Source organism: Methylobacterium sp. ME121 (genome assembly GCF_000974725.1).
In the GTDB taxonomy this organism is placed as follows: domain Bacteria; phylum Pseudomonadota; class Alphaproteobacteria; order Rhizobiales; family Beijerinckiaceae; genus Methylobacterium; species Methylobacterium radiotolerans.
Window position 1 is genome coordinate 45,149 of the sequence record NZ_BBUX01000015.1, and the last position, 22,347, is coordinate 67,495.

The window sequence follows — 22,347 nt, forward strand, 5'->3', positions numbered from 1 at the left end:
TCACGGTATGGGCACGAGAACCCCGGTCGGGGTCGAACCGGCAGCGCGGCCCGGAACTTCCCTGATCCCGCCGCGGCCGACCCGCGTGGCCGCCGCCGAGACGCCGCGGGCCGCCATGGCGTCGCCGGTCGTGGTCGGCGCCACCATCATCGCCGCCCTGTATTTCGGCCGCGAGATCTTCATCCCGATCGCGATCGCGCTGCTGCTGTCGTTCGTGCTGACGCCGCTGGTGAACCGCCTGCGGCGGCTGCGGCTGCCGCGGCTGGCGGCGGTGGGCGTCAGCGTGCTCCTGACCGTCGGCATCGTGGCCGCCCTGGCCACCCTGATCGGCATCCAGGCCGCCGACCTCGCGGGCGACGTCCCCCGCTACCGCGACACCATCGAGCGCAAGATCGACGGGCTGCGGAACTCCCCCGTCGGCCACGTCACGCAGTACGTCGCCAATATCGGGCGGGCGCTCCACGGCGCGAAGGAAGCCGGCAGCCCGGAGACGCAGTCGGCCGCCCAGCAATCCGCCACACCGCCCTCGACACCGCCCTCGACACCGTCACCGGGCCCCGAGCCGACCCAGGCCGCGCCGAAGCCCGTCCTCGTCGAGGTCGCCACGACCCCGCCGGGCTCCCTGGAGATGCTCTCGACCGTGCTCACGCCGGTGATGCATCCCCTGGCCACGGTCGGCATCGTCTTCGTGGTGCTGCTGTTCGTGCTGATGCAGCGCGAGGACCTGCGCGACCGCATGATCCGGCTGGCCGGATCGAGCGACCTGCACCGGACCACCGTGGCCATCGACGACGCGGCCAAGCGCCTGAGCCGCTACTTCGTGGTGCAGCTGGCCCTCAACGCCGCCTTCGGCGTGGTCATCGGCATCGGCCTCTACATCATCGGCGTGCCGAATCCGGTGCTCTGGGCGATCTTCGCGGCCCTGATGCGCTTCGTGCCGTATCTCGGGGCGGTCCTGTCGGCGATCCTGCCGATGGCGCTCGCCGCCGCGGTCGATCCCGGCTGGAACATGATGATCGCGGTGGCGATCCTGTTCATCGTCCTGGAGCCGCTGACCGGTCAGGTGTTCGAGCCGATCTTCTACGGGCAGTCCACCGGCCTCTCGCCCTTCGCGGTCCTGGTCTCCGCCCTGTTCTGGACGTGGCTCTGGGGGCCGGTCGGGCTGCTGCTCTCGACGCCGCTGACCGTCTGCCTCGTGGTGCTCGGCCGCTACGTCGAGCACCTGGAGTTCCTGGACGTGCTGTTCGGCGACCGGCCGGCGCTGACGCCCGTCCAGAACTTCTACCAGCGCATCCTGGCGGGCGATTCCGAGGAGGTGCTGGGCCATGCCGAGTTGATCCTGCAGCAGTGCTCGCTCTCCTCCTACTACGACGAGGTCGTGCTCAAGGCGCTGGAACTCGCCGCCCGCGACGCGGCCCGCGGGGTGCTGACGGCGCAGCAGAAGGGCGCGATGCGGGCCGCGCTCACCGAGCTGGTCGCCGACCTCTCCGACCGGAGCGACGCCGTCACGGGGGCGACGGGCGAGGGCGAGGAGAGCGCTTGCAGCCCGCTCCCGATGGGACCCGCCCCAGAGGCGCTGCCCGCCGCCTGGACGCGCGAGGGCGCGGTGCTGTGCGTGGCCGGGCGCGGCTTCCTGGACGAGGCCGCGGCCGCGATCCTCGCGCAGATCCTGGAGAAGCGCGGCCTCGGCGTCCGCACGGTCCCCTTCGCCGAGACGGCCTCCGTGCGGATCGGCCGGTTCGAGGCCGGGCCGGCGCGCATCGCCTGCGTGGTCTCCCTGGCGCTCGACGGCGAGCCGACCCACCTGCGCCGCCTGATCCGCCGGCTGAGGGGCCGGGTCCCCGGCGTGCCGGTCCTGCTCGGCCTGTGGCTCGCCCAGGACGGTGGGGCGAACCGCCTCGCCGGCGGGCCGGGGGGCGCCGCCGAGGCCGACGCGCAGGTGGGATCGCTGCGCGAGGCGGTCGAGGCTATCCTGGCGGCCGCGCAGGAGGACGCGGCGGCGGCTGACGCGCCGGAGGGCGGGTCGGACGGCGCCGCGGAGAGCGCCCCGGACGCCTGCGGCGAAACGGCGGGGCTGCCCGCGCCGGCCAGAGCGTGAGCCGAGGATGCGCGGGGGCGAGGGCTTGACGGGCAGGGGCGCGCGCCGGTTTCGTCGGAACGGGCCGGTTGGCCGCGCGGCCTTCGGGCGGAACAGGGGACGGAACGGATGAGCGTCGTCGAACTCGGCCGGTTCATGGACGACCTCGCGGACGCGTCCGGGAAGGCGATCCTGCCGTTCTTCCGCGCCCAGTTCGGCCTGGACGACAAGGCCCGCGGCGGGGCGCCGTTCGATCCGGTCACCGAGGCCGACCGGGCCGCCGAGGTCGTCCTCCGGGCGATGATCGGCCAGACCTTCCCGGGCCACGGCATCCTCGGCGAGGAGTTCGGCGCGGAGCGCACCGACGCCGAGTGCGTCTGGGTCCTCGACCCGATCGACGGCACCCGCGCCTTCATCGGCGGCCTGCCGACCTGGGGCACCCTGATCGGGCTGACCCGCAACGGCGTGCCGGTGCGGGGGATGATGCACCAGCCCTACCTCGCGGAGCGGTTCACCGGGGACGGGCGCAGCGCCAAGCTCCGCGCGCCGGCGGGCGAGCGGACCCTGCGCACCCGCCGCTGCGGAGACCTCGCCCAGGCCATCCTGGCCACGACGGATCCCCGCCTGTTCGCGGCCGGAGACGAGGCCGAGCGCTTCCGGGCACTGGAAGGCCAGGTGCGGATGTCCCGCTACGGCGCCGATTGCTACGCCTACTGCATGCTGGCGGCCGGCCAGATCGACCTCGTGGTCGAGGCCGGTCTGAAGCCCTACGACATCGTCGCGCTGATCCCGATCGTCGAGGGGGCCGGGGACGGGTCACGGCCTGGGACGGCGGCTCCGCCGCCGGCGGCGGCCGCGTGATCGCGGCCGGCGACCCGCGGCTGCACGAGGCCGCGCTCAAGGTTCTGAACCCGTGACGCGCGGCCGTCTCCAGTCCGTCCGCCGCGAAGGTTCGTCCGCGTGCTGCTGAACGCGCTGATCCTGGTCACGGCCCTGGTGCCGCACGCCGAGGCCGGCGCGGACGCCCTCGCGCGCGCCCTGCCGCTTCCGGCGGCGGCCACCGCCCCGGCGGACGGACGGCCCCCGCGCTTCGATCCCGCGACCCGCTCCGTGTCCAACTGGCACGCCCAGACCGGCGCGCAGCTGACGCCGCGGGCGCTGGCGGTCACGGCCTCGCTGGCCGACGACCCGCCCTACGTCGCCCGCTGCGTGCGGCTCAACAACGGCTGGTGCATCAAGTCCGCCCGCTGGCCCGGTGAGATCGGCGCCGACGGGGAGGGCCACACCGCCTTCGCCACCCTCGACGACGGCGCCGACGCCGCCGCGAGCCTGCTGCGGCGCTACTACCGGGATTACGGCCGCCGCACGGCGCTGGCCATCGTGCGCCGCTGGGCGCCGGCCGAGTGCCGCGTCGGCGCCGCGCCCGCGCGGCCGGGCCGGGCGGTGGCGACGCCCGCCGTCTCGGCGGCCCTCGCGCCCCGGGGGCTCGGGCGGACCCTGCGCGCCCGCTACCTCGCCGCGCACCGCCCCGGCGGCGCGCCGCGCGGCCGGGCAGCCCTGCGGGTGCAGCCCTGGTCGCCGCTCGCCCGGATGGCCGGCCGCCCGAGCAGGCGCCCGGCCGCCATACCGCGGGTGGCGATGCTGCAGCCGGTTCCCGACATCGCCGCCGGGATCTCCGCCTCCAGCGGCCGCCCGGCCGGGAGCGTCGCCGACCCGTCCGCACTCCTCGACCGGAAGCCGGGCCGCGTCCCGAGCGCCGAGCGGATGGTGGCCGAATCCGCGCTTCTGCCCGCGATCGCGGCCGGCCTGCCGGTGCTCGACCTGCGCCTGCCGGCCCCGCTCTGCACCGGCGACGAGGTCCGGATCCAGGCCTACGCCAACCGGATCAGCGCCAGCGTCGGCCTGAAGCCCGGCGACGACCTCGACCTGTTCGGGCCGGACGGCGCGCCGCGCGCCAACTTGGCGCCCGTGATGCTGGCGATGTCGGCGGTGGAACTCGGCACGCTGCGGGCCGGCCCGGACCTCGTGGCCGGGGCGATCGCCCGGCTGAGGCCGCTCACGCCGTCCGCCAGCACCGCGCCGCCCTAGGGGAGCCTTCCCGGGCGGCAAGCCTTGCGGTTCGGCCCCGGCCGCGCCACCTCTGCCCGGCCCGTTCCCCTCACCCCGAGCCCGCCCGTGCCCCTGATCGACCTTGCCGCGCGTGCCGGCTCGGCCGTCAAAGCCTTCGCCGAAGCCTCGCACGACCTGCTGGTCCAGCCGACGCTGCGACTGGGCGTGACCGGGCTCGCGCGGTCGGGCAAGACCGTGTTCACCACGGCGCTGATCCACCACCTCGTGGAGACGCACGCACTGCCGGCCTTCGCGCCCGCGCAGGAGGGCCGCCTGCGCCGGGCCAAGCTGGTGCCCCAGCCCGACGACGACGTGCCGCGCTTCCCGTTCGAGGAGCATTTCGCGACCCTCACCGAGGCGCGGCGGTGGCCGCGCTCCACCGACCGGATCAGCCAGTTCCGCCTGGAGATCGCCTACGAGCGCGCCGCCGGCTGGCGCTCCGGCCCCGCGACCCTGATGCTCGACGTGGTCGACTACCCGGGCGAGTGGCTCCTCGACCTCGCGCTGATCGAGACCAGCTACACCGCGTGGTCCCGGGCCACGATCGGCGGCACGCGCCGACCCGGCCGCGCCGCCGTGGCGGCGCCCTGGCTCGAGGCGCTCAAGGGCTTCGACCCGAACGGCCCCCTCGACGAGGTCGCGGCCGAGCGGGCGAGCGACGCCTTCAAGACCTACCTCGCGGGCCTGCGCGCCGGCCCGGAAGCCGTGGCGACGACGCCCCCGGGCCGGTTCCTGATGCCGGGCGACCTCGCGGGCTCGCCGGCGCTCACCTTCGCGCCCCTCGACCGGCTCACCGAGACGATCGCCCCCGACAGCCTCGCCGGGCTGATGGAGCGGCGCTTCGAGGCCTACAAGGCCAAGGTCGTGACGCCGTTCTTCCGCGACCATTTCCAGCGAGTCGACCGGCAGATCGTGCTGGTGGACGTCCTGTCGGCGGTCGATGCCGGCCCGACCGCCCTGGCGGAGCTGGAGGAGGCGCTGGACGCGGTGCTGCTCAGCCTCAACATCGGCCGCAACACGGTGCTGTCGCGGCTGTTCGCCCCCCGGGCCGACCGGGTCCTGTTCGCCGCCACCAAGGCCGACCACCTCCACCAGACGAGCCACGACCGGCTCGACGCGCTGCTGCGGCTGCTCGTGTCGCGGGCCATGCGGCGGACCGAGGCCGCGGGCGCCCGGGTCGGCACCGTGGCGCTGGCCTCCGTGCGCGCCACCCGCGAGACCACCGTCCTCGACGGGTCGGAGACGCTGCGGGCGGTGGCCGGCACCCCGGAGGCCGGCGAGGTGGTGGGCGACGAGGTCTTCGACGGCGACAGCGAGGCCGCGATTTTCCCGGGCGAGCTGCCCGCCCGTGCCGAGGCGGTGCTGGAGGGTGCGGTCGAGCCGGGCTCGCTGCGCTTCCCGCGCTTCCGGCCGCCGCTGGTGCGGCCCGACGGGTTCGGCCGCCCCGGGCACCTGCCGCAGATCCGGCTCGACCGGGCGATGCAGTTCCTGATCGGCGACCGGCTGGCGTGACGATGTGTGCGATGCGGAGCCCGCGACCATGACCTCCGGCCAGAAACCCCGCGCCTTCCGGATCAATCCCGAGCCGGCCGCCGCGCCGAGCGTGACCACGACGCCGCTCGGCCCCCGGCCGCCGCAGGCCCGGATCGTGGAGGAGCCTTTCGAGATCGTCGACGCCGCGGACGGCGTCGCCGTGCCGGTGGCGCCGCGGCGGCGCTCGCCCTGGGGCGCCCTGTTCCTCTCGGCGGTCGGCGGCCTCGTCTCCCTGGGCGTCGGCCTGTCGGTCGAGCGGATGATCAGCGACCTGTTCCAGGCCGCCCCCTGGCTCGGCTGGGTGGCCCTGGCGCTGCTCAGCCTCGCGGCGCTCGCGCTGCTGGCGATCGTGGTGCGGGAACTCGCCGGCCTGCGGCGGGAGCGCAAGATCGAGCGGCTGCGCCAGTCGGCGCTGGACGCCCTCGCGACCCGCGACCACACCGGCGCGCAGGCGGTGGTCCAGGCGCTCTCGACCTTCTACGCGGACCGCGACGCCCTGGCGGCGGGCCGCGCCCGGATCGACGCGGCCGCCGACGCGATCCTCGACGTCGACGACCGGATCGGCCTCGCCGAGCACGAGCTGCTGGCCGGGCTCGACAGGCAGGCGCGCAACGCCATCGCGACAACGGCCAAGCAGGTCTCGGCGGTGACGGCGCTCAGCCCGCGGGCGATCGTGGACGTGGCCTTCGTGGTGTTCGCGGCGGTGCGGCTGCTGCGCCGGATCGCCGCGATCTACGGCGGCCGGCCGGGCTTCCTGGGCTTCCTGCGGCTGGGGCGCGCGGCGCTCGCGCACCTCACGGTCACCGGCGGGATGGCGGTGGGCGAGAGCGTGATGCAGCAGGTGCTGGGTCTCGGGATCGCCGCCCGGGTCTCCGCCAAGCTGGGGGAGGGCGTGCTCAACGGGCTGATGACCGCCCGGTTCGGGCTCGCGGCGCTGAACGTCTGCCGGCCGCTGCCGTTCGTGCGGGAGGCCCCGCCGCGGCTCGCCGACGTCGCCGGCGAGCTGCTGCGCTCGGCCGAGGCCGAGCCGAAATAGTGGCGGGCTACTTGGCGCCCGCGGCGGCGCGGCGGTTGGCGATGCGCGAGAACATGTTGCCGGTGTAGTCGGCGGTCTTCGGCTTCTCGGGCTCGCCGAGCTTGGCCTCGAAGGCCTCGATCCGCTTGAGCAGCGTCACGTCGTTGAACAGCGAGCTGTTGAAGTTGCTCTGGGCCCGGGGGCCGAGGGCGGTCTGCACCGCTTCGAGTCGTTCCAGAAGCTCTTTGCGCGTCACGGTGCTCTCCAGGGGCGGCTTCGGGACGAAGGACCGCCCGTGCCGCCACTGAAGAGGGCGGTGGTAAACAGCGCGTTAATGCGGCCCCACCGGTTCACCCCGGCCGCGGGGACACCGACCGTCCTCACGCGCGCGGCGGCGCTCGCAGGCTCACAGCCCCTTCAGGAACCCGGCGAGCCGCATCAGCCCCTCGGGCCAGGGCCCGTGCCCGCTCGCCACGTTGAGGTGGCCGGACTCGCCCGCGTCGACCGTGAGCGCGCCCCAGGCATGGGCGAAGTCGTCCGCCCGCTCGTAGCGGCAGTACGGGTCGGTGCGGCTGGCGACCAGCAGGGACGGGAAGGGCAGGGGCTCGCGCGGCACCGGCGCGAAGGTCCGGACCGAGTCGGGCAGGTCCGGCGCCTCCTCGACATCCGGGAGCGCCACCAGGAGGGCGCCGCGCACCACCCCCGCGGGGAAAAGCGGGACCGCCTCGACGCAGGCCACCACGCCGAGGCTGTGGGCGATCAGGATGACCGGGCGGGTCGCCGCCGCGACCGCCTCGGCGATGCGCCCGCACCACGCCTCCGGGGTCGGGGCGTGCCACTGGTCCTGCTCGACCACGCGCGCGGTGGCGAGGCGGCCCGCCCAGCGGGCCTGCCAATGGTCCTCCTCGGAGCCCCCGAGCCCCGGGACGATGAGGATGTCGCAATCGGCGGTCTTCATACCGGGATGCCTAGTGCGGACCGGCGGACGCGTCGAGACCGTCCCGTCACTCGGCCGCGATCGGCGCGGCCGCCTCGAGCGCCAGGATGTGACGGGCGATCTGCACGGAGGCACAGTTCTTCGCCTTGGCCTCGATCTCGAAATCCGCCCAGGCGAGGTGCCGGGCGACGAGGTCGTTCACCGCCCGGTTCCACATCATGTCGGAATGGGCCGCAAGATCCCGGACCGCGTGGCCGGCCGCGCGCAGGGCCGGGAAGTCGGGCAGGGAGTCCGGATCGCAGGCGGCGGAGACCGCCTCGCGCGACACGCTGATGTGGGCCACGGGCCGGACGCCGCGCCAGGACTCCGTCACCCGGGCGATCCGGGGATCGTCCGGCTCGAGATATTCGCCGCCGCTCTCGACCCAGTGGTGGTGCAGGTCGAGCACGACCGGCACGGTGTCGGCGAGCCGCAGCACCGCGTCGAGGCCGAAGACGTTCTCGTCGTTCTCCACCGTCACGAGGTCGCGCGCCACCCGGCTCGCCCGGGGCAGGGTCTCGCGGAAGCCCTCGACCCCGGGATCGCCCGCGCCGACATGGATGTTGATGTGGGCGCCGTGCGGGTGCCAGCCGCCGCCGTAGCCCATCCGGTCGAAGATCTCGGCGTGGTAGTCGAGCTCGGACAGGCCGTTGGCGATCGCCGCCGGGTTGCGGCTCGCCAGCAGGCAGAACGGTCCCGGGTGGAAGCTCAGGCGCACCCCGAGCCGGCGGGCCAGCGCCCCGGCCTCGGCGAGGCCGCGCTCGACGAGCGCCGCCATCTCGGGCTCGGCGTAGAGCGCCTGCGCGATCGGGTGGGTGTAGCCCGGCAGGACGTTGCTCGCCATGCGCAGGAGGCGCTCCAGCGGCGGCCGGGCCCCGACCCAGGCGATCTGGCGGGCGAGGGCGTCGAGGTTGTGGGCGACGAGGCCGGCGAGCTTCGCCCGCCGGGCGGCGGGCTCCAGCTTGGTGAGATAGGCCATCGTCACGCTGGTGAGGTTCATGTGCAGCGTGGCCTCGCGCTCCGCCTTGAGGGTGGCGTGTGTGCCGGGAGGCTCGTCCAGGACGAACTTGCAGCAGAATCCGAGACGGGGCTGATCGCGCATGACGAGCACAACGCGCGAAGGGCTGCGGCGTCCCCGTGCGACGCGCGGAACGGCCGCGGCACGACGACGTTGGGAGTCCCGAGCGCGGCAGTTCCGCGCACTGGCTCCGACCCATGCCCCCGTCACCGTCGCGTTCGACCGCCTCCTCCGAGACCGGCTCGATCCTCTGGATCCTGATGCTCGGCTCGGCGCTGGTCGCCCTCGCGGCGGCGCCGGCGCGGCGCGGCGTGCCCGCGGTTCTTCCCGCCGACGAGCCGCCGGCCGACCGCGACCCGCCCTGCAACGACGCGGGCCTGCGGAAGGGCGTGGCCGCGGGCGCGCGCTCGATCTCCGGGCGCGCCGCGCAGCTCACCGCCGCGACCCAGCCCGAGCGCGGTCGCGCCGCCGACAGCCCCGCCGAGATGACGCGGTCCGGCTGGAAGGACATCGCCGTCCGGGTCTACCTGGAATTCAACAAGGACCGGGTCCTGGCGGTCGCCGCCGGCGTGACCTTCTACACGCTGCTGTCGCTGTTCCCCGCCATCGCCGCGCTGGTCTCCTGCTACGGCCTGTTCGCCGACGTGACCGTCATCAACGATCACCTCGCCCAGCTGCACGCGGTCCTGCCGTCCGGCGCGGTCGAACTCATCGGCGACCAGGTCAAGCGCATCGCCGCCAAGGGCAGCGGCTCCCTCAGCATCACGTTCTTCTCCAGCCTGCTCCTGTCGATCTGGAGCGCCAACGCGGCCATGAAGGCGATGTTCGACGCGCTGAACGTCGTCTACGAGGAGGAGGAGAAGCGGAACTTCTTCTGGCTCAACCTCCGGTCGCTCACCTTCACGGTCGGCGCCCTGCTGTTCATCATCGTCGCGCTCAACGTGATCGTGGTCGTGCCGGTGGTGCTGAACTTCCTGGGGCTCGGCTCGACCGCGTGGCTGCTCGCGGCCCTGCGCTGGCCGGCGATCCTGATCGTCCTCCTCGGCGGCCTGTCGGTGCTCTACCGGTTCGGGCCGAGCCGGGAACATGCCCGCTGGCGCTGGGTCGGGGTCGGCAGCGTCGTCGCGGGCCTGCTCTGGCTCGCCGCCTCGCTCCTGTTTTCCTGGTACGTCGCCAATTTCGGCACCTACAATGAGACCTACGGCTCGCTGGGGGCCGTGATCGGCTTCATGACGTGGATCTGGATCTCGTCGACGATCGTGCTGCTCGGGGGCGAGATCAACGCCGAGCTGGAGCACCAGACCGCCCGCGACACCACAACGGGCGCGCCGCTGCCGATGGGCGCGCGCCGGGCGCGGATGGCCGACACCGTCGGCGCCGCCGCCTGAACGCGGCGTCTCCGGTCCCCGGGACGCCTGCGGCATCCTCCGGGACTGCCGGAGACGGCCCGCGTTCCCTATATTGCGTGGCGAAAGAAAAGGGAGATCGCCATGGCCGACACGCCGACCACCAGCCCGGAGACCCGCAGCGACGCCGAGTGGCGCTCGGCGCTGACGCCGGAGCAGTACCGGGTCCTGCGCGAGCACGGCACCGAGCGGGCCGGAACGAGCTGCCTGCTCGCCGAGAAGCGGGCCGGGACCTTCACCTGCGCCGGCTGCGGGCAGCCGCTGTTCGAGCAGGGCACCAAGTTCGAGTCCGGGACCGGCTGGCCGAGCTTCTTCGAGCCGATCGACGGCGCCGTCGGGACGACGGTGGACCGCAGCCACTGGATGGTCCGCACCGAGGTGCACTGCGCCCGCTGCCAGGGCCACCTCGGCCACGTCTTCGACGACGGCCCGGCGCCGACCGGCCTGCGCTACTGCATGAACGGCGCGGCGATGAATTTCGAGCCGGCTGAATGAGTCGCGCGTCCCGCTAACCTGGGTTCGGAAACCGGGCGCGAAAGCCGGGATATCGGGGACAGGCAGCGCCGTGGCCGGATCCTCGACCCGATCCGGTCTTGATTTCGTCGCGTTTTTGCTTAGCGCTCTATAGTCTCAGGTTGTCGCTGTCCGGTGATTGGCGACGGAAGCGGTCAGGCTCTGACGAATACGGCGTGGCAGTCAGCTTATACGCCGTGCGGGTCGGCTCCACGTGCCCCCTTCCGTGCGGCCCGGCGGCGCTGAGGGCTGTCCGCCGGATCGGCGCACCGCCGACCAAGCGGGAGGGGTTTTGAGTTCATGAGCACCGTTCGCCGATTTCTGGTCGCACCGTCCCTGGTCCGCCTGATCCGCAAGGAGCGGGGCGGCGCCCGGATCACCGAGGGTCACTTCGCGCCCCAGGGCGGCCGCGCCTCGTACGTGCGCGTCGACGGCCAGGTCTGCCAGCTGGTCCTGGTGAACAAGGGGCCGGACGGCATCCCGGTCGAGGAGCGCACCGACGTCCCGCGTGCCCACGGCGACGCCCTGCTGGACGTCTGCCCCGGCAAGGCCGCCTACGACCGCACCACCCTGAATGCCGGCGGGCGCGAGATCGCCATCGACCGCTACGTCACCCCCGGCAGCCTGGACCTGATCAGCGTCGCCTTCGACAATGACGGCGAGGCCGCCGGCTTCCATGCCCCGAGCTGGTTCGGCCGCGAGGTCAGCAACGAGCCGGCCTTCGAGCGGGCGGCGCTGGCCATCCAGGGCGTGCCGGCCGCCGAGGAGGTGGCGCTGAGCAACGCCGCGCTGGACGCGGTGCTGGACCTGATCGAGCCCCGGTTCGGCTTCGGCCGCTACGGCAGCAGCAGCCGGACCACCGAGTCCGACGAGGGCGCGATGGGCGCCATGCGCCGGGCCGCGGCCCCGGCGGCTCCGGCCGCCGCAGCGCCGGTCGTCGCGGCCCCGCCGCCGGCTCCGGAGCCCGCCGCCTCCGCCCCGCGCCCGCCCGAGCCGGCCCCGGAGCATCACCCCGAGCCCGAGCCGCAGCCGGAGCCCGCGCCGGAAGCGGCCGCGCACGCCGCGCCGGCCGCCGAGACGCCCGCCCCGCAGGGCGGCACCGGCGACGCCCTGCACGGGGATGCCCGCATCGACGACGTCATCGAGAGCCTGTCGCAGGCGCTCGGCGCGGCGATCCACCAGCAGCCCGATCCCGCCGCCGAGAACAAGGACGGGAAGAGCGATGATCCCGCCTCGATGTTCGAGCGCTGGACCGTCCGCCCCCGCCGGACCCAGCAGCAGACCTGACGCGCGGCGCGCCCCGCGGCGCAACGACGCGAGACACGGCCGGGCCGCAGCGCAGACCGCGCTGCGGCCCGTCTGCTTTCGCGGGTCCGCGGCTCTGCCGGACACGCAAAGTCTTCGCCCGGGACTGACAGGTTTTTGTCACGGATGGTTCCGGGCCGATAAGCGTGCAGCCGTTGAGGCGCCGGGTGATAATCGCTAGCGTGCCGGCAAATCGGGAGGGTGCGCGGTCGTCGCACGGGATGGACATGGCACAGGCAATCCAGGCGACGGCTCCCGCCGCAGCGCCCCGCGAGCCCTGGTACAAGGTGCTCTACATCCAGGTGCTGATCGCCATCGCGCTCGGCGTGCTGCTCGGCTGGTACGACCCGGCCACCGGCAAGTCGATGAAGTGGCTCGGCGACGCCTTCATCGGCCTGATCAAGATGATGATCGCGCCGATCATCTTCTGCACGATCGTCCACGGCATCGCGTCGATCGGCGACCTGAAGAAGGTCGGCCGCGTCGGCCTGAAGGCGCTGGTCTACTTCGAGGTCGTGTCCACCATCGCGCTGCTGATCGGCGTCATCGTCGGTGAGGTGATCCGGCCCGGCGCCGGCTTCAACGCCGACCCGTCGAAGCTCGATGCCAGCAAGGTCGCGACCTACGCCAGCAAGGCGGCGGCCGATTCCACGGTCGCCCACATCCTGGCGATCATCCCGAAGAGCTTCCTCGACCCCTTCGCCACCGGCGACCTGCTGCAGGTGCTGCTGATCTCGATCCTCACCGGCGTCGTGGTGACGAATCTCGGCGATCGGGCGGCCTCGGTGAACCACGCGATCGACACGGCCGGCCAGATCTTCTTCCGGATCATCGGCATCGTCGTGAAGCTCGCCCCCGTCGGCGCCTTCGGCGCCATGGCGTTCACGATCGGCGAGTACGGGATCCAGAAGGTCTACGACCTCGCGTGGCTCGTCGGCACCTTCTACATCACGGCGCTGCTGTTCGTGCTCGTGGTGCTCGGGGCGATCGCCCGGGTGGCGGGCTTCTCGATCCTGCGCTTCCTCGCCTACATCAAGGACGAGTTGCTGATCGTGGTCGGCACGTCGTCCTCCGAGACGGTGCTGCCGCAGCTCATGACCAAGATGCGCCGCCTCGGCGCCTCGGACTCGGTCGTGGGCCTCGTGGTGCCGACCGGCTACTCGTTCAACCTCGACGGCACCAACATCTACATGACGCTGGCGACGCTGTTCCTCGCGCAGGCCGTGGGCGTGGACCTGTCGATCAGCCAGTACGCGACCATCATCCTGGTGGCGATGCTGACCTCGAAGGGCGCCTCGGGCGTCACCGGCGCGGGCTTCATCACCCTGGCGGCGACGCTCTCGGCGATCCCCAACAGCCCGGTCCCGGTCGCCGCCATGACCCTGGTCCTCGGCATCGACAAGTTCATGTCCGAGTGCCGCGCGCTCACCAACCTCGTGGGCAACGGCGTCGCCTGCGTGGTGGTCAGCCGCTGGGAGGGCGAGCTCGACGTCGCCAAGCTCAACGAGGTGATGGCCCACCCGGTCGCCATCGGCACCCACATCGCCGACGAGGCGCCGCAGCCGATGGGCACCGACAGCAAGGTCGCCGCCGCCGAGTGATGGGATCGCCCGCGGCGGAGAACGCGGGTCGCCCGCGCCTCGGCATCGATCTCGGCGGCACCAAGATCGCCGGGATCGTGCTCAGCCGGGACGGGACGACCCTGGCCGAGGCGCGGATGCCCGCCCCGCGCGGCGCCTACCGGGCCACCGTCGAGGCCGTGGCCGACCTCGTCCTGCGTCTCGAGGCCGAGGCCGGCGCGCCCTGCAGCGTCGGCATCGGCATGCCGGGGAGCCTGTCCCCGGCGACGGGCCTCGTGCGCAACGCCAACTCGCACTGGCTCAACGGACACCCGTTCGCGGCCGATCTCGGCGCGCGGCTGGAGCGCCCGCTGCGGATCGAGAACGACGCCAATTGCCTGGCGGTGTCGGAGGCGATCGACGGCGCCGGGGCCGGGGCCAGCGTGGTCTGGGCGGTGATCCTGGGGACCGGCGTCGGGTCCGGCATCGCCCTCGACGGTCGGGTGCTCACGGGCCGCAACGGCATCGCGGGTGAGTGGGGCCACGGCCCGCTGCCGACGCCCCGCGACGACGAGCGGCCGGGCGCCGCCTGCTACTGCGGTCGCCGGGGCTGCGTCGAGACCTGGCTGTCCGGTCCCGGCCTGGCGGCGGACCACGCGCGGCGGCACGGCGGCAGCCTCGCCGCCGAGGCGATCGTCACCGCGGCCCGGGCCGGAAGCCCGGCGGCACGGGAGACGCTCGCCGTCCATCTCGAGCGGCTCGGGCGCGCGGCCGCTCAGGTGGTGAACCTCCTCGACCCGGACGTGATCGTGATCGGCGGCGGCCTGTCGCGCATCCCGGAGCTGATCGCGGGCCTGCCGGCGGCGATCGCCCCCCACGTCTTCTCCGACGCCTTCGACACGCCCGTGCGGGCGAGCCTGCACGGCGACGCTTCGGGCGTGCGCGGGGCGGCGTGGCTGTGGGAGGCGGAGGCCGGCTGAGAGCGGCCCGAGGCTTGCCCGACGCTTGCCCGACGCTTGCCCGAGGCTTGCCCGAGCCCGATGGAACTGCCGAGCTCACGGAGACGTCGCTTGCGGGTCCGGAGGGGGCAGGGCAGGACGGCGGCACCGCATCGCCGAAGTCCCGATGATCGTCCGCACCCGGCCCAGCCTGCTGACCCTGCTGTTCACCCTGCGCGGCTCGATCCTGCCGCGGGTGGCGCCCAAGCTCGCCGGGATCATCGCGGTCTCGTGCGCGGTGGTGTGGGCGGAGTCGCGCTGGCCCGCGCTGTTCCCGATCAGCGCCGGTGTGACGCCGTTCACCGTGGTCGGGCTCGCCCTCTCGATCTTCCTGAGCTTCCGCAACAACGCCTGCTACGAGCGCTGGTGGGAGGCCCGGAAGCACTGGGGCAACCTGATCGGCGAGGTGCGCAACCTCGCTCGCTCCCTCCCGGCCCTGCTGCCCGAGCGGGAGGCCGCGCTCCAGCTCCGGCGCCTGTCGGCCTTCGCGCACGGCCTCCACGCCCGCCTGCGCGACCTGGACGAGGCCGCCGCCGTCGACCGGACCAGCCCGGGTTCGGACCTGTCCGGTCCGAACCCCACCGACTCGGTCCTGGCCGCCATCACCCGCGACCTCGCCGCGCTGACGCGCGCGGGCCGGCTCAGCGACATCCAGTTCGGCATCCTCGAGGCCCGGATCGAGGCGCTGTCGGGCGTGCACACCGCCTGCGAGCGGCTCGCCAACACGCCGCTGCCCTTCGCCTACACGCTGCTCGTGTACCGGACCGCGTGGCTCTACTGCCTGCTCCTGCCGGTGGGCCTCACCGGCTCGCTCGGCTGGGCGACCCCGATCGTGGTCGCGCTCGTGGCCTACACGTTCTTCGGCCTGGACGCCCTCGGCGACGAGCTGGAGGAACCGTTCGGCACCGAGCCCAACGACCTGCCCCTCGACGCCATGGTCCGCGCCGTGGACCGCATCGTCCACCACGCCCTCGGCGAGCCGATGCCCCAGGCGCTGGCGCCGGACGGGTACTGGCTGCGCTAGCGCCTACCCGTTCCAGGCGCGCAGCACGGGCTCGGTCCGGTCGTGCTCGTAGCCGAGGACCGAGACGCTCGCCGTGCCGAGGACGAGGAGCGCGCCGCCCCGCGCCTCCAGGCCGATCCAGCGCGCGGCGAGCACGCGCAGGACATGCGCGCTGGAGAACACGATCAGGTCGGCGTCGCGGGCGCGGGCCCGGGCGATGACCCGGTCCGCCCGGACACCGACGTCCGCCGCCGTCTCGCCGCCGGGGCAGCCGTCGCGGAACAGGCGCCAGTCCGGCCGCTCGGCCAGGATCGCCTTCGTGGTCCGGCCCTCGTAGGCGCCGTAATCCCACTCCGCGAGATCCGGGTCGATCATGCGGCGGTCGCCGAAACCCGCCAGCGCGCAGGTCGTGGCCGCCCGGCTCGACGGGCTCGACCAGACCTCCGCGTAGGCGCGGGCCGCCAGGCGCGGGGCGAGGGCGCGCGCCGCCTCCTCGCCCTCCGGCGTCAGGGGGATGTCGCTGCGCCCGGTATGCTGACCGGACAGGCTCCAGGCGGTCTCGCCGTGGCGGACCAGCGTGATCTGCGGGAACGGGCTCTCGGCCATGCGCGCCTCCCGGGCGCGCGGTCCGCGGCCCTGCCATCGATCCTGCCGTCAACGCGGCCGCCGCGCTACCGTCTCATCGGCTCGGCACGATCGCCTCAGGCCGGTTCAAGATCGCGCTTGCGTCCGCGTCGAAACGGACATAAACATATCTTTATGTCTATCGAACGCAGGCAAGAGGCGGGGTCGATCCCCTTTCCGGAAGCCCTGGGCGTCCTGCGTGCGGCCGCGGAGGAGACGCGCCTGCGTATCCTGGCGCTCCTCGTCGAGGGTGAGCTGTCGGTCTCCGACCTCACCGACATCCTCGGCCAGTCCCAGCCGCGGATCTCCCGCCACCTTAAGCTCCTGGTGGAGGCAGGGCTGGTCGAGCGCCACCGCGAGGGGGCCTGGGCGTTCTTCCGGCTGTCCGACGCCCGCGCCGGCCTGGCGGACCCGCTGCTGTCCGGGCTCGACCGGACCGCGCCGCCGCTCTCGGAGGACCGCGCGCGGCTCGACGCCGTCCGGGCGCAGCGGGCCGAGGCGGCCACGACCTTCTTCGCCCGGCTGGCTCCCAAATGGGACGAGCTGCGCTCCCTGCACGTGCCCGAGGCGATCGTGGAGGCCGCGGTGCTCGACGCCCTGGGCGACCGCCCGATCGGCAGCCTGATCGATCTCGGGACCGGCACCGGCCGGATGCTCGGCCTCCTGGCGCCCCGGGCCGGCCGGGCCACCGGCCTCGATTCGAGCCACGCCATGCTGTCCGTCGCCCGGGCCAACCTGGAGCGCCAGGGCCTCGCGCGGGTCGATCTGCGGCAGGGCGACATTCACGCGCCGCCCTTCGCGCGGGCGAGTTTCGACCTCGTCGTGGTCCATCAGGTGCTGCATTATCTCGACGATCCGGCCCGGGCGCTCCGCGGCGCCGCGCGGCTCGTGGCGCCGGGCGGCCGCCTGCTGGTGGTGGATTTCGCGCCGCACGATCTGGAGTTCCTGCGCACCGGACAGGCCCACCGGCGCCTCGGCTTCTCGGCCGACCAAGTCTCCGGCTGGCTCGCCGAGGCCGGCCTCGCCACGGTCGCCACCCGCGATCTGGCGCCGCGCGAGTCCGGCCAGCTCACCGTCACCCTCTGGCTGGCCCAGGACGGGCTGGCCCAGGACGGGCTGACCGACACAGAACAGCCTCAGCGCGCCGTCGCCTGAGACACCGAACTCCGCAGACTTCGTCTGAACCGACCGACATAGAGGACGAGACCCCGATGCGCCGCTCCACCCACCGCGCCAGCCGCGACGGCTACCACCCGATCCGCGTCTCGATCGAGTTCTTCCCGCCGAAGACCGACGAGATGGAGAAGATCCTCTGGAACTCCATCGAGCGCCTCGCGCCGCTGCAGCCGAGCTTCGTCTCGGTGACCTACGGGGCCGGTGGCTCGACCCGCGAGCGCACCCACAACACGGTCGCCCGGATGGTCCGCGAGACCGGCCTCAAGCCCGCCGCCCACCTCACCTGCGTGGACGCCTCCCGCGACGAGATCGACGCGGTGGTGCAGTCCTACTGGGACGCGGGCGTGCGCCACATCGTGGCCCTGCGCGGCGACCCGGCCGAGGGCGTCGGCCACGCCTACCGGCCCCATCCGGAAGGCTACGCCTCGACCGCCGAGCTGGTGCAGGGGATCAAGCGGATCGGCGACTTCAAGGTCTCGGTCTCGGCCTACCCCGAGAAGCATCCCGAGGCGGCCTCGCTGGACGCCGACATCGACGCCCTGAAGGCCAAGGTCGATGCCGGGGCCGATCAGGCGATCACCCAGTTCTTCTTCGAGAACGAGATCTACCTGCGCTACCTGGAGAAGGTCCGGGCGGCCGGGATCACCATCCCGATCATCCCGGGCATCCTGCCGGTGCAGAACTTCAAGCAGGCGGCGAACTTCGCCCGCCGCACCGGCGCCTCGGTGCCCTACTGGCTGGCCGCCCGGTTCGAGGGGCTGGAGGACGACGTGGAGACCCGCCGCCTCGTCGCCGCCGCGGTGGCGGCTGAGCAGGTGCTCGACTTGGTGGATGAGGGCGTCAACGACTTCCACTTCTACTCGATGAACCGCTCGGATCTGGTCTACGCGATCTGCCACCTGCTCGGCCTGCGCGCCCAGGCGCCGAAGCTGGCGGCGGCGAAGGCGGCGGCTTGATTCTCGAGACTGCGCTCGACGATCCCGATCCGCCATCGCGCGCGCAGCGAAGCGACCCAGGGCAGCGCGACCTCCGTGAGCGTGGCGCAGCTGGATCGCTTCGCTTTGCTCACAAAGACGGGGACGCTTCCGCGCCCATGGCACGGAAGCGTCTGATAGAACGAAGTTTTTCACCCTCCTGAGGTGTCGCAGCAGCGGCCTTGAAGGAGGGTTTCAGGGAACACCGAGATATCAGGCGGCCTCCTGCGAGGCCTCCGCTTCGCTCCGGCACCTCGGGACGAGGTGATCTGACAGGACGCACGATGACCGATTTTGCCCCCGTCGACGGCACCGAGATCGCGAAGGCCCTGCGCCAGCGCGCGGCGGAAAAGATCCTCGTCCTCGACGGGGCGATGGGCACCGTGATCCAGCGGCTGAAGTTCTCGGAAGAGGATTTCCGCGGCGACCGGTTCAAGGATCACGGCCACGATCAGAAGGGCAACAACGACCTCCTGATCCTGACCCAGCCCGACGCGATCCGGCAGATCCACCTCGACTACTTCCTGGCCGGCGCCGACGTCTGCGAGACCAACACCTTCTCGGGCACCACCATCGCCCAGGCCGATTACGGCATGGAGTCGATCATCCACGAGCTGAACACCGAGGGGGCGCGGCTCGCCCGGGAGGCCGCCAAGCTCGCCGAGGAGAAGGACGGCCGCCGCCGCTTCGTGGCCGGCGCCATCGGCCCGACGAACCGGACTTTGTCGATCTCGCCGGACGTGAACAACCCGGGCTTCCGGGCCGTGACCTTCGATCAGGTCAAGCAGGCCTATGTCGAGCAGGTCCGCGGCCTGATCGACGGCGGCGCCGAGCTGATCCTGATCGAGACGATCTTCGACACGCTGAACGCCAAGGCGGCGGTGGCGGCGGCGTGGCAGGTCTTCGACGAGACCGGCATCCGCCTGCCGATCCAGATCTCCGGCACGATCACGGATCTCTCGGGCCGCACCCTGTCGGGCCAGACCCCGGCGGCCTTCTGGCACTCCCTGCGCCATTCCGAGCCGCTGACCTTCGGCCTCAACTGCGCGCTCGGTGCCCGCGAGATGCGCGGCCACATCGCCGAGCTGTCGCGGATCTGCGATACCCTGGTCTGCGCCTACCCGAATGCCGGCCTGCCGAACGAGTTCGGCCTCTACGACGAGAGTCCGGAGGCGATGGGCAAGCTGGTCGGCGAGTTCGCCGAATCCGGCCTCGTCAACATGGTCGGCGGCTGCTGCGGCACCACCCCGGACCACATCCGCGCCATCGCGGAGGCCGTCGCCGGCAAGGCGCCGCGGCCGATCCCCGAGGTGCCGCGCCTGATGCGGCTCTCGGGCCTCGAGCCCTTCGTGCTCACGCCGGAAATCCCCTTCGTGAACGTGGGCGAGCGCACGAACGTCACCGGCTCGGCCAAGTTCCGCAAGCTCATCACCAACGGCGACTACGCGGCGGCGCTCGACGTCGCCCGCGATCAGGTGGCAGCCGGCGCCCAGGTGATCGACGTCAACATGGACGAGGGCCTGCTCGACTCCCAGAAGGCGATGGTCGAGTTCCTGAACCTCGTCGCCGCCGAGCCCGACATCGCCCGGGTGCCCGTGATGGTCGATTCCTCGAAGTTCGAGGTGATCGAGGCCGGCCTGAAGTGCATCCAGGGCAAGCCGATCGTGAACTCGATCTCGATGAAGGAGGGCGAGGAGAAGTTCATCGAGGCCGCCAAGGTCTGCCGCTCCTACGGGGCCGCCGTGGTGGTGATGGCCTTCGACGAGCAGGGGCAGGCGGATTCCTACGAGCGCAAGGTCGAGATCTGCACCAAGGCCTACCGGATCCTGACCGAGCAGGTCGGCTTCCCGCCCGAGGACATCATCTTCGATCCGAACATCTTCGCCGTCGCCACCGGTATCGAGGAACACAACCCGTACGGCGTGGCCTTCATCGAGGCGACCCGCACGATCCGCGAGACCCTGCCGCACGCCCATATCTCGGGCGGCGTCTCGAACCTGTCCTTCGCGTTCCGCGGCAACGAGCCGGTGCGCGAGGCGATGCACGCGGTGTTCCTGTTCCACTGCATCAAGGCCGGCATGGACATGGGCATCGTCAATGCCGGCCAGCTCGCCGTGTACGACGAGATCCCGGCGGAGCTGCGCGAGCTGTGCGAGGACGTGGTCCTCAACCGCCGCGACGATTCCACCGAGCGCCTGCTGGAGGCCGCCGAGCGCTTCAAGACCGGCGCCTCGGCCCAGGCCAAGACCGCCGACCTGACGTGGCGCGAGGCGCCCGTCGAGAAGCGCATCGAGCACGCGCTGGTCAACGGCATCACCGAGTACATCGTGGCCGACACCGAGGAGGCGCGACAGAAGGCCGAGCGCCCGCTCCACGTCATCGAGGGCCCGCTGATGGCCGGCATGAACGTGGTCGGCGACCTGTTCGGCTCCGGAAAGATGTTCCTGCCCCAAGTCGTGAAGTCGGCCCGCGTGATGAAGCAGGCGGTCGCCTATCTCGAGCCGTTCATGGAGGAGGAGAAGCGCGCCAACGGCGGCGACGGCAAGCGACAGGCCGCCGGCAAGGTGCTGATGGCCACCGTGAAGGGCGACGTCCACGACATCGGCAAGAACATCGTCGGCGTCGTGCTGGCCTGCAACAACTACGAGATCATCGATCTCGGCGTGATGGTGCCGGCCGCCAAGATCCTGGAGACCGCCAAGACCGAGAAGGTCGACATCGTCGGCCTGTCCGGCCTGATCACACCGTCGCTCGATGAGATGGTCCACGTGGCGGGCGAGATGGAGCGCGAGGGTCTCGACGTGCCGCTGCTGATCGGCGGCGCCACCACGAGCCGCGTCCACACGGCGGTGAAGATCCACCCGGCCTACGCCAAGGGTCAGGCGGTCTACGTCACCGACGCGAGCCGCGCGGTCGGCGTGGTCTCGAGCCTGATCTCCAAAGAGACCCGCAGCGCCACGATCGAGAAGGTCCGGGCCGAGTACGCCAAGGTCGCCGACGCCCACAAGCGGTCGGAGGCCGACAAGCAGCGGCTCCCGCTCGCCAAGGCGCGGACCAACGCGTTCAAGATCGACTGGTCGGCCTACAAGCCGGCCAAGCCCAGCTTCACCGGCACCCGGGTCTACGGCTCCTACGAGGTCGCGGACCTCGTGCCCTACATCGACTGGACGCCGTTCCTGCAGACCTACGAGTTCAAGGGCCGCTTCCCGGCGATCCTGGACGACCCGGAGCAGGGCCCGGCCGCCCGCGCCCTCTACGAGGACGCGCAAGGCATGCTGAAGCAGATCGTGGAGGAGCGCTGGTTCAACCCGAAGGCGGTGATCGGCTTCTGGCCGGCCAACAGCGTCGGCGACGACATCGCGCTCTACACCGGCGAGAGCCGGTCGGAGCGGCTCGCCACCTTCCACGGCCTGCGCCAGCAGCTCTCGAAGCGCGACGGGCGGTCGAACACCTGCCTGTCGGACTTCGTGGCGCCGGCCGAGACCGGCATTGCCGATTATGTCGGCGGCTTCGTGGTCACGGCGGGTCTGGAGGAGGTGCGGATCGCCGAGCGCTTCGAGCGGGCGAACGACGATTACCGGGCGATCCTCGTGAAGGCGCTCGCCGACCGCATCGCCGAGGCCTTCGCCGAGCGGATGCACGAGCGGGTGCGCAAGGAGTTCTGGGGCTACGCGGCCGACGAGGCCTACGGCCCCGATGAGCTGGTGCTGGAGAAGTACGACGGCATCCGCCCGGCCCCGGGCTACCCGGCTCAGCCCGACCACACCGAGAAGACGACTCTGTTCGACCTGCTCAAGGCCGAGAGCCGGATCGGCGTGAAGCTCACCGAGTCCTACGCCATGTGGCCGGGCTCGTCGGTGTCGGGGATCTACATCGCCCACCCGGAGGCGCACTATTTCGGCGTCGCCAAGGTGGAGCGGGATCAGGTCGAGGATTACGCCGCCCGCAAGGGGATGGATGTCCGCGAGGTCGAGCGCTGGCTCGGGCCGATCCTGAACTACGACCCGGCGCGGTACCTGCCGCAGGCGGCCGAGTAGGGCGGGCCACCGCCGTCATCGTGA

At 72.4% G+C, this 22,347-nt stretch carries 17 protein-coding genes and 1 pseudogene; 14 read left to right on the plus strand and 4 right to left on the minus strand.

Translation table 11 applies throughout. The features are described 5' to 3' along the window. The first annotated feature begins 7 nt into the window (after positions 1-7). The 5 genes and pseudogenes from ME121_RS12575 to ME121_RS12595 all read left to right on the plus strand — a co-directional run bounded on the left by ME121_RS12575 (position 8) and on the right by ME121_RS12595 (position 6,755). On the plus strand, positions 8-2,098 hold the full coding sequence (locus ME121_RS12575) for an AI-2E family transporter (protein ID WP_059408925.1): 2,091 nt from the start codon (positions 8-10) through the stop codon (positions 2,096-2,098). Positions 2,099-2,206: 108 nt separating this feature from the next. Beyond that, positions 2,207-2,994, plus strand: a pseudogene (gene hisN / locus ME121_RS12580) (histidinol-phosphatase). A gap of 43 nt (positions 2,995-3,037) precedes the next feature. Next, entirely contained in the window at positions 3,038-4,165 is a 1,128-nt protein-coding gene (locus tag ME121_RS12585) for a hypothetical protein (protein WP_059408926.1), read from the plus strand. Between the two features lie 87 nt (positions 4,166-4,252). After that, positions 4,253-5,698, plus strand: a complete 1,446-nt coding sequence (locus ME121_RS12590; RefSeq protein ID WP_059408927.1) for a YcjX family GTP-binding protein — start codon at positions 4,253-4,255, stop codon at positions 5,696-5,698. Between the two features lie 28 nt (positions 5,699-5,726). Beyond that, on the plus strand, positions 5,727-6,755 hold the full coding sequence (locus ME121_RS12595) for a YcjF family protein (RefSeq protein WP_012319111.1): 1,029 nt from the start codon (positions 5,727-5,729) through the stop codon (positions 6,753-6,755). A gap of 7 nt (positions 6,756-6,762) precedes the next feature. Here the strand turns inward: ME121_RS12595 and ME121_RS12600 are convergent, their stop codons facing one another. From ME121_RS12600 to ME121_RS12610, 3 genes are all read right to left on the minus strand, one after another. Beyond that, positions 6,763-6,990, minus strand: coding sequence for a hypothetical protein (locus ME121_RS12600; protein ID WP_012319110.1), 228 nt, complete (start codon positions 6,988-6,990; stop codon positions 6,763-6,765). Positions 6,991-7,140: 150 nt separating this feature from the next. Next, the gene (locus ME121_RS12605) at positions 7,141-7,692 is read right to left on the minus strand and encodes an RBBP9/YdeN family alpha/beta hydrolase (RefSeq protein WP_012319109.1); all 552 of its coding nucleotides are present in this window, start codon (positions 7,690-7,692) and stop codon (positions 7,141-7,143) included. Positions 7,693-7,738: 46 nt separating this feature from the next. Next, entirely contained in the window at positions 7,739-8,812 is a 1,074-nt protein-coding gene (locus tag ME121_RS12610) for an apurinic/apyrimidinic endonuclease family protein (RefSeq protein WP_012319108.1), read from the minus strand. Positions 8,813-8,925: 113 nt separating this feature from the next. Here ME121_RS12610 and ME121_RS12615 point away from each other — a divergent pair, with 113 nt between their 5' ends. The 6 genes from ME121_RS12615 to ME121_RS12640 all read left to right on the plus strand — a co-directional run bounded on the left by ME121_RS12615 (position 8,926) and on the right by ME121_RS12640 (position 15,533). Beyond that, on the plus strand, positions 8,926-10,116 hold the full coding sequence (locus ME121_RS12615; RefSeq protein WP_041372312.1) for a YihY/virulence factor BrkB family protein: 1,191 nt from the start codon (positions 8,926-8,928) through the stop codon (positions 10,114-10,116). 102 nt (positions 10,117-10,218) lie between these two features. Then, positions 10,219-10,629: a peptide-methionine (R)-S-oxide reductase MsrB gene (gene msrB, locus ME121_RS12620; RefSeq protein WP_012319106.1), complete on the plus strand. Its 411-nt coding sequence runs from the start codon at positions 10,219-10,221 to the stop codon at positions 10,627-10,629. Between the two features lie 318 nt (positions 10,630-10,947). Then, positions 10,948-11,934, plus strand: coding sequence for a hypothetical protein (locus tag ME121_RS12625; protein WP_012319105.1), 987 nt, complete (start codon positions 10,948-10,950; stop codon positions 11,932-11,934). 245 nt (positions 11,935-12,179) lie between these two features. Continuing rightward, the gene (locus ME121_RS12630) at positions 12,180-13,553 is read left to right on the plus strand and encodes a dicarboxylate/amino acid:cation symporter (RefSeq protein ID WP_012319104.1); all 1,374 of its coding nucleotides are present in this window, start codon (positions 12,180-12,182) and stop codon (positions 13,551-13,553) included. Further along, complete coding sequence (locus tag ME121_RS12635) at positions 13,553-14,491, plus strand: ROK family protein (RefSeq protein WP_053622683.1); 939 nt, start codon at positions 13,553-13,555, stop codon at positions 14,489-14,491. The genes ME121_RS12630 and ME121_RS12635 overlap by 1 nt, the downstream gene beginning before the upstream one ends. 145 nt (positions 14,492-14,636) lie before the next feature. Further along, positions 14,637-15,533, plus strand: coding sequence for a bestrophin family protein (locus ME121_RS12640; RefSeq protein ID WP_012319102.1), 897 nt, complete (start codon positions 14,637-14,639; stop codon positions 15,531-15,533). A gap of 3 nt (positions 15,534-15,536) precedes the next feature. Here ME121_RS12640 and ME121_RS12645 read toward each other — a convergent pair whose 3' ends face one another. Next, on the minus strand, positions 15,537-16,118 hold the full coding sequence (locus ME121_RS12645) for a histidine phosphatase family protein (RefSeq protein WP_059408928.1): 582 nt from the start codon (positions 16,116-16,118) through the stop codon (positions 15,537-15,539). Positions 16,119-16,271: 153 nt separating this feature from the next. Here ME121_RS12645 and ME121_RS12650 point away from each other — a divergent pair, with 153 nt between their 5' ends. The 3 genes from ME121_RS12650 (at position 16,272) to metH (ending at position 22,323) form a co-directional block, all read left to right on the plus strand. Continuing rightward, a complete protein-coding gene (locus tag ME121_RS12650; protein ID WP_024830135.1) occupies positions 16,272-17,291 on the plus strand; it encodes an ArsR/SmtB family transcription factor in 1,020 nt (339 codons plus the stop codon). Positions 17,292-17,347: 56 nt separating this feature from the next. Next, positions 17,348-18,268, plus strand: coding sequence for a methylenetetrahydrofolate reductase [NAD(P)H] (metF, locus tag ME121_RS12655; RefSeq protein ID WP_024830136.1), 921 nt, complete (start codon positions 17,348-17,350; stop codon positions 18,266-18,268). Positions 18,269-18,570: 302 nt separating this feature from the next. Then, positions 18,571-22,323, plus strand: coding sequence for a methionine synthase (gene metH, locus ME121_RS12660; protein WP_059408929.1), 3,753 nt, complete (start codon positions 18,571-18,573; stop codon positions 22,321-22,323). Positions 22,324-22,347 lie beyond the last annotated feature (24 nt).